The organism is Cyclobacterium jeungdonense, from assembly GCF_010994275.1.
Taxonomy (GTDB): domain Bacteria; phylum Bacteroidota; class Bacteroidia; order Cytophagales; family Cyclobacteriaceae; genus Cyclobacterium; species Cyclobacterium jeungdonense.
The window spans coordinates 73,851-89,578 of sequence record NZ_WMCD01000001.1; the positions used below are offsets into that span (position 1 = coordinate 73,851).

The window sequence follows — 15,728 nt, forward strand, 5'->3', positions numbered from 1 at the left end:
TGCATTACTAAAAATTATAACATTATGAAGCATTTGTTTTCAGCCTTTCTACTTCTTTTTACCACTTTGCTTGCGAACCCTACTCAGGGACAAACCTCTTCTTATGACCTGGTCATTTACGGGGGTACTTCCGCAGGAGTCGCCGCCGCCATCCAAAGTTCGCGTATGGGCAAATCGGTGATTCTGATTGAACCCTCCAGCCATGTTGGCGGCCTGACCACAGGAGGTCTGGGAGCTACCGATATTGGCAACAAGCAGGCCATAGGGGGTATTTCTAGAGAGTTTTACCAGGGTATCAAGGAGTACTATGATAATCCAGCCAACTGGAAATGGCAGGACCGATCAGATTACTTTACCCGTCCGGATCAGGGGAGATCCAAAGAAGGGGAAGACGCCATGTGGACTTTTGAGCCATCTGCTGCTAAAGCTGTTTACGAACAGATGATGGCTGCCGAAAACATTTCTCTGGTTACAGAAAAACGCCTGGACCGGGCCAATGGAGTGGAATCAAGGAACAACCGAATTACCGCCATTACCATGGAAAGCGGGGAAACCTACCAGGGCAAAATGTTTATGGATGCTACTTATGAGGGAGATTTGCTGGCAGCAGCTGGGGTAAGCTACATGGTAGGAAGAGAAGCCAATAGCGAATTTGGGGAAACCCTGAATGGCGTTCAGGCCAATTATTACAACAGAACCCTGAAAAACAATGTTTCCCGCAATGCCATCCATCATAACTTCATTCCAGGTGTAGATCCCTACGTGGAAGAAGGAGATCCGTCCAGCGGTTTGCTGCCCTTCATCATCGAGGGCGGACCTGGAATTGACGGAACGGCAGATGATAAACTCCAGGCATATTGCTATAGAATGACCTTGACTGATCATCCGGATAACCGGATTCCTTTTAAAAAACCAGAAAACTACAAGGAGCTGGAATACGAATTATTGTTTCGGAATTACGAGGCAGCTACTGGCCCATTGGAAGAAATGTACCACTATGGAGATCCGCTGGTACCCTGGATCAATACGCCCATGCCCAACCGAAAAACCGACACCAACAATCAAAAAGGTTTTTCTACGGACTTTATTGGACAAAACTTCAGCTATCCGGAAGCCAGTTATGAGGAGCGCGAAGCACTTGACCGAAGGCACCAGGAATACCAGCAAGGCTTGATGTGGACGCTGGCTTACCATCCACGAATTCCCAAAAAAGTCCGCGATGTCGTCTCCAAATGGGGCATGGCTAAGGATGAATTTGAACAAAGAAACGGCTGGACACCGCAACTCTATATTCGCGAAGCGAGGAGGATGCGCAGCGACTACGTGGTCACCCAACGGGACTGTGAAGGTCTGGAGCCGCCGGTAGAAGACGTGGTGGGTTTGGCGGCTTATGGCATGGATTCTCATATGGTTCAGCGCTACGTGGACCACAATGGCTACGTCCAGAATGAAGGAAACTTTGAAGCCCATGTGCCGGAACCTTATCCCATTCCATATCGTGCCATAGTACCCAAAAAAGGGGAAACCGAGAATTTATTGGTTCCGGTATGTGTAAGTGCTACCCACGTGGCCTTCGGATCAATCCGTATGGAGCCGGTATTTATGGTATTGGGCCAGTCAGCTGCTACAGCAGCCTCGCTGGCCATCGACCAAAATGTCGCCGTGCAAGATTTGGATTACGAATTACTGGCAGCCAAACTCAAAGAAGATCAGCAAATTTTGGAACACAAATAGCCCGGCTGGGAAATCGTTTTCGATTAAAAGACGATTCAGCCCAAAATGCGTCCTTTTTATCCTGAAAAAATAATAAACAGATGAAGCCTAAAAAGTCTAGAAGAGCATTTCTTAAAAACCTCAGTACTTCTGCTGCCCTTGCGGCAGGTGTACCTACAGCCATGGCTGCCGGCATGCGCAGGCCGGCTTCTGTGCAATACCTACACTCCACCCAAAAAGGAAAAAAGGCGACTGCCAATGACAACATACGTATTGCTGTTATTGGCACCGGTGGCATGGGCATAGGGGATGTGAATACCGCCCTCATGGTAGATGGCGTAGAAGTAGTAGCTGCCTGTGATCTTTACGATGGAAGGCTGGTTAGAGCAAAGGAATTGTGGGGAAAGGACCTTTTTACCACCAAGGATTACCGCGAAATCCTGGAACGATCTGATGTGGACGCCGTGATCAATGCCACAACTGACCATTGGCACCAGAAAATATGTCTGGATGCCATGGAAAAAGGCAAGCACGTCTATTGTGAAAAACCCATGGTACAAAAATCTGAAGACGGTCATGCCATCATCGCCATGCAAAAAAGGACCGGCAAGGTTTTTCAGGTGGGAAGCCAATACGTAAGTTCCATTATTCATGCCAAGGCAAAGGAATTGATTGAAGCAGGCGAAATCGGAGAAATCAATTTTGCAGAGGCACAAATTGACAGGCATAGTGCGAGAGGAGCCTGGCAATACACCCTTCCGCTGGATGCCTCTCCTGAAACGGTAGACTGGGACACCTATCTGGGGCAGGCCCCGGATCGACCTTGGGATCCGCTTCGATTTTTCCGATGGAGAAATTACCGGGATTATGGTACAGGTGTAGCCGGAGACCTGTACGTTCACATGCTGTCCATGCTACACTTTGTTACCGGGTCCAAAGGGCCGAACCGAGTGCTGGCTACCGGCGGTCTTCGGTATTGGAAAGACGGCAGGGACGTTCCTGACCTTCATTTGGGTTTATTTGATTACCCAGAGTCTCCAGAACATCCTGCCTTCAATCTGGCATTACGAACCAATCTGGTCAGTGGAGGAGGGGATAATTTTCTCTTTCGGATCGTCGGGTCTGAGGGGGATATTTCCATCGGGTTTTCCGGTCTAACCCTGCGAAAAACGCCTTTTCCCGATGATCCGGGAATGTCTCTCAATAGTTTTCCCGAAGCCATGCAACAAGCAATTAAGGCCGATCATTACAAAAAATACCCATCAAAGGCTTCGCTGGTTGGCCCTTCGGTATTTGAATTCAAAGTTCCTGCAGATTACAAAGGAGATCGCTACGAACACTTTGTCAACTTCTTCGACTCAATTCGTACGGGCAAAGCAGTCGTAGAAGATGCAGTATTCGGCCTTCGGGCCTCGGGGCCCACTGAAGCTGGAAATATCAGTTATTTTGAAAAGAAAATAATGGGCTGGGATCCCGATAAAATGGAATTACACTCGAATGTATAGTAATTGAAACATTACAAGCTCTTTAAATTTTATAGAAGTATGATACATTTACACACAATTAAAAGCGCCCTGCTGGCACTTTCCCTGCTATTCGTTTTTATAGCCTGCGGCCCGGCCGAGGAGCAGGAAGAAATTACGGATGTAATCGTATACGGAGGTACATCCGGAGCGATTACTGCGGCCATCCAGGCTAAAAAAATGGGGAAATCCGTGATCGTGGTTTCCCCGGATAGGCATCTGGGAGGCCTGACTGCGGGGGGGCTGGGCTGGACCGATACGGGTAAAAAAGAAGTCATCGGTGGCTTGTCCAGGGAGTTTTACCAACGAGTCTACAACAAATACCAGGAGGAGGATGCCTGGAAATGGGAGGATAGAGACGATTTTGGTAACCAAGGTCAAGGTACACCGGCAATAGACGGGGAGTTTCGAACCATGTGGATATTTGAACCCCATGTGGCGGAAGAGGTTTACGACGAATGGGTAGAAGAGCTTGGAATCGAAGTATTGCGGGACGAGTGGCTGGACAGAGAAAATGGGGTTACCGTTGAGGAAGGTAAAATAACGGCTATCCGCACGTTAAGTGGTAAGGAATTCAAAGGGAAGATGTTTATCGATGCTACTTACGAGGGAGATCTGATGGCAGCTGCAGGTGTTAGTTACCACGTAGGGCGTGAGGCAAACAGTGTATACGGCGAAGAATGGAACGGGGTACAAACCGGTGTTTACCATCACAGGCATCATTTCAAGGTGTTGGATCAACCCATAGATCCGTATTGGACTAAGGGAGACCCTTCTTCCGGCCTGTTGCCGCGGATTAGTGCAGAAGATCCGGGGGTCAAGGGTGAGGGTGATAACAAAGTTCAGGCCTATTGCTTCCGTACCTGCATGTCGAATCATCCGGATAACCGGGTACCTTTTCCCAGGCCTGCAAACTATGATTCGACCCAATATGAATTACTGGTCCGGATATTTGATGCCGGCTGGAGGGAATGGTTCGGAAAATTTGACATGATCCCGAATCGAAAAACCGATACAAATAACCATGGCCCTTTCAGCTCTGATAATATAGGAATGAATTACGATTACCCGGAAGCTAGTTACGAGCGAAGAAAGGAAATTATCCAGGAACACGAGGATTACCAAAAAGGCCTTCTCTATTTTGTGGCAAACGATCCCAGAGTACCAAAAGAAACGCAGGAGGAATTCCAAAAATGGGGCCTGGCCAAGGACGAATTTACTGACAACGGCAACTGGCCTCACCAAATTTATGTCAGGGAAGCCCGTCGCATGATAGGTAAGTATGTGATGACCGAAAACGAACTGCTACAGAAAAGGCCTACTCCTGAATCGGTAGGTATGGGTTCCTATACCATTGATTCCCACAATATCCAACGATACGTGGATGAAAACGGGCACGTTCACAATGAAGGCGACATAGGCGTTCCTTTACCCCAACCATACGAAATAGCTTATGGATCTCTGGTTCCCAAAAAAGAAGAAATTCAAAACCTGGTGGTTCCGGTAGCGGTTTCCGCTAGTCACATTGCGTTTGGATCCATACGCATGGAGCCTGTTTTTATGATTTTGGGTCAATCCGCAGCCACCGCTGCCGTGATGGCCATGGAGCAGGATATTCCCGTTCAGGACTTGCCTTATGGGGAGCTAAGAACCCAATTGCTTGCCGATGGTCAGGTATTGACCCTTGAGGATAGGATACAATAATCCGAATAGCGTATGATCCTGCTCAGAAGGCACCTTTCTATTTTCTTATTGGGAATCCTATTCATGCTGGGTTGTGAGACGCAAAGCCAGCAGCGGTCTCCGAATGTGGTGCTGATTCTGACGGATGATCAAGGCTGGGGCGATTTAAGCCATTCGGGGAACCCCAACCTTTTCACACCGAATATAGATGCGCTGGCAATTCAGGGGGTGAGTTTTGATCGATTTTTTGTATCTCCGGTTTGCTCGCCTACCCGGGCGGAAATGCTTACGGGCAGGTACCACCTGAGGGGAGGGGTGAAGGGGACCTCTGCAGGAGAAGAAAGGCTTGATCTGGACGAAACCACCTTTGCAGCGCTTTTCCAGCAAGCGGGTTATTCAACCGGAGCTTTTGGTAAATGGCATAGTGGCATGCAGCATCCCTACCATCCCAATTCCAGGGGTTTTGATACCTTTTACGGTTTTTGCTCGGGACATTGGGGAAATTATTTCAGCCCGGATTTGGAGCAAAATGGCCATCTGGTCAAGGGAGAGGGGTATCTTCCAGATGATTTGACCGAAAAAGCCATGGATTTTATTGAAGTTCAAAAGGACGGCCCCTTCCTGGTTTATTTGCCGTTTAATACACCCCATTCCCCCATGCAGGTTCCGGACATTTGGTGGGAGAAGTTTGAAAACAAGACCTTAGACAGCCTGGTGTCCGGAGAAGATCCAGACTTCACCCGGGCCGCATTGGCCATGTGTGAAAACATCGATTGGAATGTAGGAAGGTTAATGGGTAAGCTGGAGGAGCTAGGACTGACTGAAAACACCATTGTCGTGTTTTTAAGTGATAATGGTCCCAACAGCTTTCGCTGGAACGGAGGCATGAAAGGTAGAAAAGGATCCACTGATGAGGGAGGGGTACGAAGCCCTTTCTTTTTACAATGGGAGGGCCGGGTTCCGGCCGGCAAAACAGTTCCTGAAATTGCCGGAGCCATTGATCTTTTCCCTACGCTTCTGGATATGGCAGGGCTGGATTATGCCGGGAAAAAGCCGCTGGATGGTATAAGTCTGAAGCCTCTTATCCTGGAAGAAAATCCTTCCTGGAAGGACCGAATGATTTTCAGTCACTGGAATGGAAGCACCAGCCTGCGAACTCAAAAATACCGACTCGACAAAGACGGAAACCTGTACGACATGGACTCGGATCCTTCACAGCAGGATCCGGTTCAGGATCAGCACCCGGAAATAATCCAGGATCTTAGATTAGCTGTGACTAACTGGGAAGCAGAAATGGAAGCAGCATTGGCAAAGGACCCGGAAAGCCGTCCATTTACCCTGGGAGCCCCGGAAGCACCTCTTACCCAATTGCCCGCAAGGGATGGACTTGCGCATGGAAAAGTGAAGCGTTCCAATCGTTTTCCCAACGACTCCTTTTTTACCAACTGGGTTAGTTTGAAAGATAGCATTACCTGGGATGTGGAGGTATTGGAAGGGGGAGAATACCTGGTAGAGTTATATTACACCTGTCCGGAAGAGGATCTGGGTGCCGAAATCCGGCTGCAAGTTGGAGAAAATCATGTAGATGCCCGCGTAAAGAAGGCACACAATCCTCCCCTGAAGGGCATGGAAAATGACCGCATCGAACGCATGGAATCCTATGTGAAGGATTTCAAATCCATGCCAGTGGGCAGCATCGTATTGGCAAAAGGATTACAGCGAATCAGTCTGAAAGCACTGAACATTCCTGGAGACCAAGTGATGGAAGTGCAGAAGCTTCTATTCACAAATAAAGAATTGAATCATTAAAATAGTAAACAGATGCAACGAAACATTCTACTCTGGACCTGTGTGTTGGGTTTGCTTTTTTCTTCTTGTAAGGAAACAGCAGAGACAAAATCGGAAAGTGAAAACTACGATCTGGTCGTTTACGGAGCTACCTCTGCGGGGGTGATAGCGGCCTATACTGCCAAAACCATGGGCAAATCGGTTTTGCTGGTAGAGCCCAGCCAACACCTGGGCGGCTTGACAAGCGGAGGGCTTGGCTATACCGATATCGGCAACAAATATGCGGTCACCGGTCTTTCCCGCGATTTTTACCGGAGATTGGGAGATCATTACGGAAAATTCGAACAATGGATATTCGAACCCAGTGTTGCCAAAAATACCTTTCAGGATTACCTGGACAGGGCGGGAATCGAGGTACAGTTTGGATGGAGAATGAGCGCGGCTACCAAAGAGGATGGTTGGATTACCCGGATTACGCTGGAAAATGCACAGGATCCATCTCAGTCGGAACGGGAAGTCTCCGGAAAAATGTTTATCGACGCCACATATGAAGGAGACCTGATGGCTAAGGCCGGTGTTTCTTATACCATTGGACGAGAGTCAAATGAGCAGTATGGGGAAACCTACAATGGCGTGCAATTAATGAATGGTCACCAGTTTCCAGACGGAGTAGATCCCTACCAAACGCCAGGAGATCCTTCCAGCGGATTGCTTTGGGGAATTAGTGATGCCGAACTGGAGCCAGATGGCACCGGAGATGATAAAATCCAGGCTTATAATTACCGCATTTGCCTGACCAACGATCCGGCAAATCGGATAGAAATTACCGAACCCGAGGGTTATGACCCCTCCATGTTCGATTTGTTGGTCCGCTTGTTTGAAGCACAACCTGATCGAAGGAGCCTCGGTAACTATTTTATCTGGAGTCGCATGCCAAATAGCAAAACGGATATCAATAACCGAGGTGGTTTTTCTACCGATATGATAGGAATGAACCACGACTATCCCGAAGCGGATTACGAGAGGCGGCAGGAAATCATTGATGCCCACACGCAATATACCAAATCCTTGCTTTATTTTTATAAGACTGACCCGCGTGTTCCCAGGGAACTCCAGGAACAAATTCAGGAATGGGGATATCCCAAAGACGAATACGTGGACAACGGGAACTGGACACCTCAACTCTACGTGCGGGAAGTCCGGCGCATGGTGGGGGAATACGTGATGACCCAAGCCAATTGCGTGGGTGACGAAGTGGTGGAAGACGGGGTAGGCATGGCCGCATACACCATGGATTCCCACAACATACAACGCCTGGTTATAGAAAAGGATGGTGAAAAAATGGTAAAAAATGAAGGTAATGTGGAAATTGGAGGTTTTGGCCCCTATCCCATAGCTTACCGTTCCCTTATTCCCAAAAGTGAAGATGCTAAAAACCTCCTGGTGCCGGTAGCACTTTCAGCCAGTCATATTGCTTACGGGTCCATTCGCATGGAGCCGGTGTTTATGGTATTGGGACAGTCCTCCGCTGTAGCTGCAAGTATGGCCATTGATAAGGAACAGGCCGTGCAGGAAGTCAATGTAGCTGCTTTGCAGGAGGAGTTAAAGGAAAATCCCTTAGCTGATGGCAGTACGGCGGAAATTTTGGTGGACAACGAAGACAGCGAGCAAGTGGAGGTTACCGGTAATTGGGAAACGCAAAGCCGTGGAGGTTACGGTCCCAGTTATTTGAGATCTGTTGCTAGGGATGCCGGGGAAACATCAGTCCGTTTTCGACCTGCGATACAGGAAGAGGGCCCTTACGATGTGTACGTTTATTTTCCAAGGTCTCAGGGGGGGAGTTCGCAAACCTACATTCTGCTCTCAGATGGCTTTGAAGAGCATGAAATTACTGTCAAAGAGGAGGATATCCGTATTGAAGGGCAGACTTCCGGGGAATGGGTGCATTTGGGCGAATTTGATTTAAAACCCAATACTTCCCCTTTTGTGGAAATTTCCAATAAAGATGCAGATGGGGCGGTGGTAGCCGATGCGGTGCTGTGGGTTCCTGCGAGGTGATGGTCTGATTATCTGATGGTTTGATGGTCTGATTTGTTAATAGGCTGATTATTTGATGAAATTTAGTTCAGTTTATGCCAGGAGAAATATAGTGCTGAGTTTGCAACTTCACCCTCGTATTACCAATTTTCAAACAGTAAAAACTTGCGAAAAGGCCATTTGCAATGGCCGAACGTAACTTTAATTCACAACCGCAAATTCATTTATATACCTTCAGGAAAATCCGGCATCATAAAATCCTCTTTTCGTAAATCAATGAAAAAAAGGGTGAAAATAGGATATAATGACATGACCCATATTTTTTCGCCTGAGGTAATCGGTTGATAAAATGATGATCTATTCTCTATCTTTGAAAAAAGCGATCCCATTTAATTTTCAATACCATGCCAAAAATGGCTATTTTCCTTATTCTCTGCCTTTCAACAGGTAGCACGCATTGTCAGGTAGTCACCCATCCCCCAACTGAAGTCTTTAACCTGAAAATAGATCCGCAAAACCTATTTCAGGAAATCGATCATTTTGGTGCTTCCGATGCCTGGTCCGGACAGTTTGTGGGTAATTGGCCGGAAGATAAAAAGCAAACTATTACTGATTTGCTATTCAGCAAAGACATGGATGAGCAGGGAAACCCTATCGGCATTGGATTGTCCTTATGGCGAATGAACCTGGGTGCTGCCAGTGCTGGGCAAGGGGATGGAAGTGGGATCAGGGATCCCTGGAGAAGGGCACCCTCCTTTCTAAATGAAGATGGCCATTTTGACAGGGAAGGCCAAAAGGGCCAATTCTGGCTGGCGCATACCGCAAAGGAAAAAAAGGTGGAATACCTGCTGGCCTTTTTGAATAGCCCCCCAGTCTGGTTGACCCGAAATGGAAAAGCATTTGTGGACAGTGGAAAACAATCCAACCTGGCATCAGAAAATCAGGCCGCTTTTGCGAATTTTATGGTGGCTACACTCATGGGCTTAAAAGAAGAAGGGCTGGCAGTCGATTATATCAGTCCGGTCAATGAACCCCAATGGGACTGGGAAGATGGCGGACAGGAAGGTACACCCTTTTGGAACCGGGAGATCGCAAGTATCGTGAGGTCGCTGGATGCAAAATTGCAAGAAAGTGGTTTGTCAACCAAAATTGATATTGCGGAAGCAGGACAAATTGAGTACCTGTATGGAGAGCACAACCGACCGGGAAGGGCCAATCAGATAAGAGAATTCTTTGAAAAGGATAGTGAGAATTATATTGGAGATTTAGCACATTTGAGTACTGCCATCTCTGGCCACAGTTATTTTACCACTTCGCCTGTTCATCAGGCGGTTAGAAAAAGAGAATTAGTAGCCAATGCTGTTCAGCAAGTTCCCCGCTTAAAATACTGGATGTCCGAATACTGCATCCTTGGAGGAAATGAGGGTGAAATTTCCGGTAGTGGCAAAGATTTGGGAATGACCCCGGCCCTGTATATGGCCAGGGTGATCTACCATGATTTGGTAGTGGCACAGGCCTCTGCCTGGCATTGGTGGCTCGCCATTTCCCCTTACGATTACAAAGACGGCTTGGTATATATTTCCAAATCAGAGACAGACGGAGATATGGAAGAAAGTAAAATGTTGTGGGCGATGGGAAATTACAGCCGGTTTATTCGTCCGGGCTACCGAAGGGTTTCCGCAACTCTGACCGATCAGCAAATGCAAAACAAGGATTTGCTGGCATCTGCTTACCGGGATCCCGAGTCGGGTAATTTGGTAATTGTCCTGGTGAACGCCAACAATTCCGAGGCAAAAGTATCGCTACAGGTGGAGAGGGATGGCATTCCAGAAGAATGGGCTGGCTACCTCACCGACAAGGACCATGATTTGGCTTTCAGGTCAATCCTTTCTCCGGAGGAAGTACTTGTTCCAGCCAGTTCAATACTTACACTGACTACTGGTGTTCCCTAAACTGAGAAAGTGACGTTTGGTGAAGCAAACGATCCGGCGTTAACCTGCATTTTCATAAGCCATTTTAAGCCAGGAAATCACTTCCTGGTCAAGGTCATCCAAGTGACTTAGGTTGATTTTATAGGAACACATGGCATTTGGGGTATTGACTGCTTCCAATTTCCCTTCAGGTTCCTGCCCTTTAAGGTTTATGCCGATTTCAAATCGGGATTTTGTGGCAGGTTGAAGTAGTGCAAATTGCTTTTTTTTTCTAATACTTACATTGGCTTTTTTAGGCGCAATTTCCACATCTTTTCCAAACAGTTTGATTTCCTCGATCAGCTTTTCATAAATCGGCTTAAGATGTTCTTTTCCTCTGTATTGATTGAAACAAGTTCTTCTTTATTACCTGCTGATCCTGCATCCGAACCTCTGGCCTTGAGCACAACCATATTCGCAAATCCGTGGGTGAGTCCATGTTTATCCTTTAGAAAACGGACCATTTCTCCGTGCTTTGCAAGTGGTTCCTCGCCTACTATTGCTATCCATTGCTCCAGAGTTTTACCTGTGTTTTTGTGCAGGTTTTCTATCATGGTGTGTGATGCCTGGTCCATAATAGGTTTGTTGTAGTCTGAATAAATTTATAAATCGATCGTTTTTTGATCAAAAATTTGAGTCTTTTCAATTTAATTTATTGTGTCCCTGTGTCAAAACTGACCATCCAATTGATGCCGAATTGGTCCTTCAGCATGCCAAAATAAGAACCCCAGAAAGTGTGGTCCATGGGCATGGTCTTTTTTCCGTTTTCTGAAAGGGCATCAAATAACCTGTCGGCTTCTTCCTTAGTATCTGTTTGGATCGAAATGGAAAAATTATCACCAAAGGTAGCTTTTTCATAGTTTTCACTGGTATCAGAACCCATCAGGGCCGTTTCCTTGCTGATAGGAAGTGCCACATGCATGATTTTGTTAGTGTCATTTTTTGACATTTTGTAGCCTTCCTGGGTTGGCATTTCTCCGAATGTACTGATAGAGGAAAATTCGCCTCCAAATATGGAGCGGTAAAATTCAAAGGCCTTTCTGCAATTGCCGTTGAAGGTAAGGTAGGTGTTGATTGTTGTCATGGCGCTTGGGTTTTATGCTTATATAAACGGTACAAGTATAAATTTAAGCTTTTCAGGCGGAAAGTAAACTTGTCTTAGGGCAAGAAATTGAGCAGCCTGTTACCTTCAGAAATTTATCAGGTTTGGGCAAATGGCTTAACTATTGGATGAATGCTGAAGAAAAAAATAGTATTTTAGTTTCGTATTTGTCCACCAATCACCTTAACCATCTAAATCCATGTACAAAAGCCATAACCTTCTGCTAATCTCCATTGCGATTTTATTTTTTCAATGTACCTCCGGGCCAGGTGAAAAAGAAGACCAAAGTATCGAATTCAATAAATGGCTGGATGAGCAATATGAGGAATGGCTTCAACAAAATCCGCTACAACTGACCGCACAGGGCCGCAAGGATCTATACGATCAGCTGGATGACTTTAGTGAGGAGGGTGCTGACGAAAAGCTCGCATGGAGACAAAACAGCGTAAAAGAAATGCAGGAAAAGTTTGACAAAGCCCGCCTTAATCCAGAGGCCAGGGTTTCATTTGACTTGTGGCAATACCAATACGAGAGGGACAGGGAGGAAGCTGAATTCAGACAATATCCCTATATATTCAACCAGATGATGGGTGTGCATACAGGGTTGCCCAATACACTGATCAATTACCATAAAGTGGATGAATCCTCAGACATGGAGGCTTTGATCAGCAGGATCGGAGAGACTGGAAGAGCCATCCGGCAATTGCTGGACCGGGCGAAAAAACAGTCAGAGGCTGGTATCAAACCCCCACGCTTTGCCTATGAAATGGTAATCCCCCAGGCAGAGGCACTCATTGCGGGTCAACCTTTCGATAAAGGAGAGGAAGGTTCCCCACTCTGGAACGATGCCATTGCCAAAATAGATAGTTTGAAAGCAACAGGGAAAATCGATGAAAATCAGGCAGCGGCTTTCCGGGAATCAACAGCACGGGTTTTGAAGGATCGATTTAAACCGGCTTATGAGGAGCTGATTGCCTGGCTGGAAGCAGAATTGCCAGGGTTGGAGGAAAAACCTACGGGTGTCAGCCGGCATCCGGAAGGGGATGCTTTTTACCAACACCGCCTGAAAGCATCTACGACCACGGACCTGACTGCTGAAGAAATCCACCAGATCGGTCTTGCTGAAGTGGAGCGCATCAAACAGGAAATGCTGGACATCAAGGAAAAAGTCGGTTTTGAGGGTAGCTTGGAAGCATTTTTTGAGTTTATCAATACCGACGAACAATTTTTCTACCCCAACACGGATGAGGGCAGACAGGCTTATCTGGATGATTCAAAGGCTTTTCTTGATGCCATCACGGTCAAACTACCCAATTATTTTGGATTGCTACCCAAAGCGGATTTGCAGGTCAGAAGGGTGGAAGCTTTCCGGGAACAGGATGGCGCACCCCAGCATTATTCTAAAGGCACTCCCGATGGTTCCAGGAAGGGAACCTACTATGTGCACCTCTCTGATATGAACGCCATGCCCAAATCTACTATGGAAGGAGTGGCCTACCATGAAGGGAATCCGGGCCACCACATGCAGATTTCCATTGCCCAGGAACTGGAAGACCTACCAAAATTCCGTACCCAATTGGGATTCAATGCCTATGTGGAGGGTTGGGCGCTTTATTCAGAAATTCTAGCCAAAGAAATGGGGGGCTATGAAAATCCATATTATGATTTTGGCAGGCTGGTTAATGAAATCTGGCGGGCCATACGGTTGGTAGTAGATACTGGACTGCATGCCAAGGGATGGACAGAGGAAGAGGCTATCCAATACTTTTCAAACAATTCCTCCATTTCCCAGGGGGCCATCAAAGCAGAGGTAAGACGGTATATGGTAATGCCAGGGCAGGCCACCGGCTACAAGATCGGAATGCTAAAAATTCAGGAACTCCGGGCCATGGCAGAAGATGAACTTGGCGATCAATTTGACCTACGCAGCTTTCACGACACCGTCCTGGGTGGAGGAGCCCTGCCATTGGATATATTGGAAGAAGAAGTAAAGCGGTGGATAGCTGGGGTAAAAGAGGGAAAAACCTTGTTTTACAACGGTTGATAACCTTTGAGGTCTTTGAGACCTCGAAGGTTTCAATCGTGAACGTTTCGGGAGAGCCCTTCCTTCAAAAAAAATCCGTTACCTGTTATTTATCCATTTCCTGCTCCCATCGATCCTTTTCAAAGTTCAGCTCCCGGACGATTTCCGGGTAGTCGGATTTAAGATCCCGGCTTTCGGCCAGGTCCTGCCCGAGGTGGTACAAGGCCAGGGAATCGTTGACCCGGTCTTCCAGAAGTTTCCAGGGCCCCTTTCTCACGGCTATAGCCTCTGGCGTTCTCCAGAAGAGGCTTCTGTCGGGCATTTTTGACCCCGCTGTCAGGATCGGTAGGAGGCTTTGCCCATCCAGGCGATCCTGCCCCTTCGGATTAGGCAAGGACTGCTCGGTCAACTCCAGAAAAGTAGGCAACAGGTCGAAGGAAGCCAGTGTTTCACTAGAACGGCTTCCAGCTGGAATCCTGCCGGGCCACCAGGCGATGGCTGGAACCCGGTGTCCACCCTCGTAGAGATCCGACTTTTCACCTCTCAGAATGCCGTTGGATCCCACGACAGGCCAGGTATCGCCCTGGTAATCCAGGTATTGTCCATTATCGGAGGTGAAAAACAACAGGGTGTTTTGATCCAGCCCTTCCGCTTTTAGATAGGCCAGTAGTTTGCCGACGTTCCGGTCCAGTGCTTCGATCATGCTTACCAGTGTTTCGGGGACTTCTTCAGGTGAATGTGGACCCAGTTTACTGGCAGGTCCGGGATGGCTGGAAGTGTAATCGACTCCTTCTTTACGCGTTTCCAGGTGGGCGTCTGCGGGCGATTGCCAGGGAAAATGAACACCCAAATGGGCCAGGTAAAGAAAAAAAGGTTGCTTTTTGTTCTGTTTTATAAACTGGATCCCATTGTCGGTGATCACATCTGTGGCATACCCTTCCTGAAAAGCAAGTTTTTCGTTATGCCACCAATCCGGAAAGCCATATCGATCCAGTTTGGTGAAATAATCTCCATCGCCAGAGGTTAGGCCCTTGAATTCGTCAAAGCCAAAGTTCAAGGGGCTTGCTTCTGGATGGTTTCCCAAGTGCCATTTGCCAAAAAAAGCAGTGGTATAACCGGCTTTTTTGAGGTAATCAGCCATCGTCGGTGTTGAATGTAGATTTTCCCTGGCAATACCTTTAATAGCTCCTACCCCTTTTTGCTGCCAATCTCCGGGAAGAGGATCCTCAATACCGAGCCGTTGCTGATACCTTCCGGTCAATAGGGCAGCGCGCGTTGGTGAGCACATGGCACCATTGCTATGAAAGTCAGTGAACAGCATTCCCTCATCCGCCAGGCGGTTTAGGTTTGGGGTATGCGCTTTGCCTCCATAGAATCCTCCCACATCCCCATAGCCCAGATCATCTGCCAGAATAACAATGATATTGGGCGGGGAGCCTTCTGGAAGTTGATTTTGGGCGTAGCTTTGCGCTAGCAGGAAAACCAGGCCCATCAGGCATAGTGTCGTTTTTACCTTCATTTCTGAATGCGTTTTATTAGTATACCTGCGTGATAACCTATCGGGCTATTTACTAAGGTTTGGAAGCAATCGCCTTCTTCATTCAGGCTCATTTTGTTACCGACGCTTTTTTGAAATTTCAGAGATACCGTTCGCCCTGATTCGAGAGCGGGGTAGGTGGCCGATTGTTACTGAGTTTCTGGGAAATTAAATAAACCAAATGCTACCATTCACAGATTTTACTTTTGATTTTAAAAAAAAGTAGGTTAATAAAATAAAAAATTTAGATAACTCCTGGATTAAGATAAAAAAAATTATAAAATTGAAAGCCTAAATAAATTAATCTAATTTTCACCGACATAAATTTGCTTTCGCCTATGGAACAAGGAAA

Annotated in this window: 11 protein-coding genes; 7 read left to right on the forward strand and 4 right to left on the reverse strand. The window is 47.1% G+C overall.

The genetic code is table 11. The annotated features are described in order from the left end of the window. Nucleotides 1-24 precede the first annotated feature (24 nt). The 6 genes from GKS34_RS00275 (at nucleotide 25) to GKS34_RS00300 (ending at nucleotide 10,696) form a co-directional block, all read left to right on the forward strand. Nucleotides 25-1,734, forward strand: coding sequence for an FAD-dependent oxidoreductase (locus GKS34_RS00275; RefSeq protein WP_163382822.1), 1,710 nt, complete (start codon nucleotides 25-27; stop codon nucleotides 1,732-1,734). Nucleotides 1,735-1,814: 80 nt separating this feature from the next. Next, on the forward strand, nucleotides 1,815-3,218 hold the full coding sequence (locus GKS34_RS00280; RefSeq protein ID WP_163382823.1) for a Gfo/Idh/MocA family protein: 1,404 nt from the start codon (nucleotides 1,815-1,817) through the stop codon (nucleotides 3,216-3,218). A 39-nt stretch (nucleotides 3,219-3,257) separates the two neighbouring features. Beyond that, the gene (locus tag GKS34_RS00285; protein WP_163382824.1) at nucleotides 3,258-4,940 is read left to right on the forward strand and encodes an FAD-dependent oxidoreductase; all 1,683 of its coding nucleotides are present in this window, start codon (nucleotides 3,258-3,260) and stop codon (nucleotides 4,938-4,940) included. A 12-nt stretch (nucleotides 4,941-4,952) separates the two neighbouring features. Continuing rightward, nucleotides 4,953-6,728, forward strand: a complete 1,776-nt coding sequence (locus tag GKS34_RS00290; protein WP_163382825.1) for an arylsulfatase — start codon at nucleotides 4,953-4,955, stop codon at nucleotides 6,726-6,728. Nucleotides 6,729-6,740: 12 nt separating this feature from the next. After that, nucleotides 6,741-8,765, forward strand: a complete 2,025-nt coding sequence (locus GKS34_RS00295) for an FAD-dependent oxidoreductase (RefSeq protein ID WP_163382826.1) — start codon at nucleotides 6,741-6,743, stop codon at nucleotides 8,763-8,765. A gap of 392 nt (nucleotides 8,766-9,157) precedes the next feature. Further along, the gene (locus GKS34_RS00300; protein ID WP_163382827.1) at nucleotides 9,158-10,696 is read left to right on the forward strand and encodes a glycoside hydrolase; all 1,539 of its coding nucleotides are present in this window, start codon (nucleotides 9,158-9,160) and stop codon (nucleotides 10,694-10,696) included. 39 nt (nucleotides 10,697-10,735) lie between these two features. Here the strand turns inward: GKS34_RS00300 and GKS34_RS23355 are convergent, their stop codons facing one another. From GKS34_RS23355 to GKS34_RS00310, 3 genes are all read right to left on the reverse strand, one after another. Then, nucleotides 10,736-11,029: a DUF5655 domain-containing protein gene (locus GKS34_RS23355; protein WP_317167956.1), complete on the reverse strand. Its 294-nt coding sequence runs from the start codon at nucleotides 11,027-11,029 to the stop codon at nucleotides 10,736-10,738. Beyond that, nucleotides 11,014-11,289 (reverse strand): DUF4287 domain-containing protein, encoded by a 276-nt coding sequence (locus tag GKS34_RS23360; protein ID WP_240459134.1) that lies wholly within the window; start codon nucleotides 11,287-11,289, stop codon nucleotides 11,014-11,016. Before GKS34_RS23360 ends, GKS34_RS23355 begins: the two co-directional genes overlap by 16 nt. 77 nt (nucleotides 11,290-11,366) lie before the next feature. After that, nucleotides 11,367-11,798, reverse strand: a complete 432-nt coding sequence (locus GKS34_RS00310; RefSeq protein ID WP_163382828.1) for a VOC family protein — start codon at nucleotides 11,796-11,798, stop codon at nucleotides 11,367-11,369. Between the two features lie 217 nt (nucleotides 11,799-12,015). Between GKS34_RS00310 and GKS34_RS00315 the strand changes: the two genes are divergently transcribed. Beyond that, nucleotides 12,016-13,860 carry a DUF885 domain-containing protein gene (locus GKS34_RS00315; protein ID WP_163382829.1) on the forward strand — a complete coding sequence of 615 codons (1,845 nt, stop codon included), beginning with the start codon at nucleotides 12,016-12,018 and terminating at the stop codon, nucleotides 13,858-13,860. A gap of 85 nt (nucleotides 13,861-13,945) precedes the next feature. Here GKS34_RS00315 and GKS34_RS00320 read toward each other — a convergent pair whose 3' ends face one another. Next, nucleotides 13,946-15,358: a sulfatase gene (locus tag GKS34_RS00320; RefSeq protein ID WP_163382830.1), complete on the reverse strand. Its 1,413-nt coding sequence runs from the start codon at nucleotides 15,356-15,358 to the stop codon at nucleotides 13,946-13,948. Between the last annotated feature and the right edge of the window lie 370 nt (nucleotides 15,359-15,728).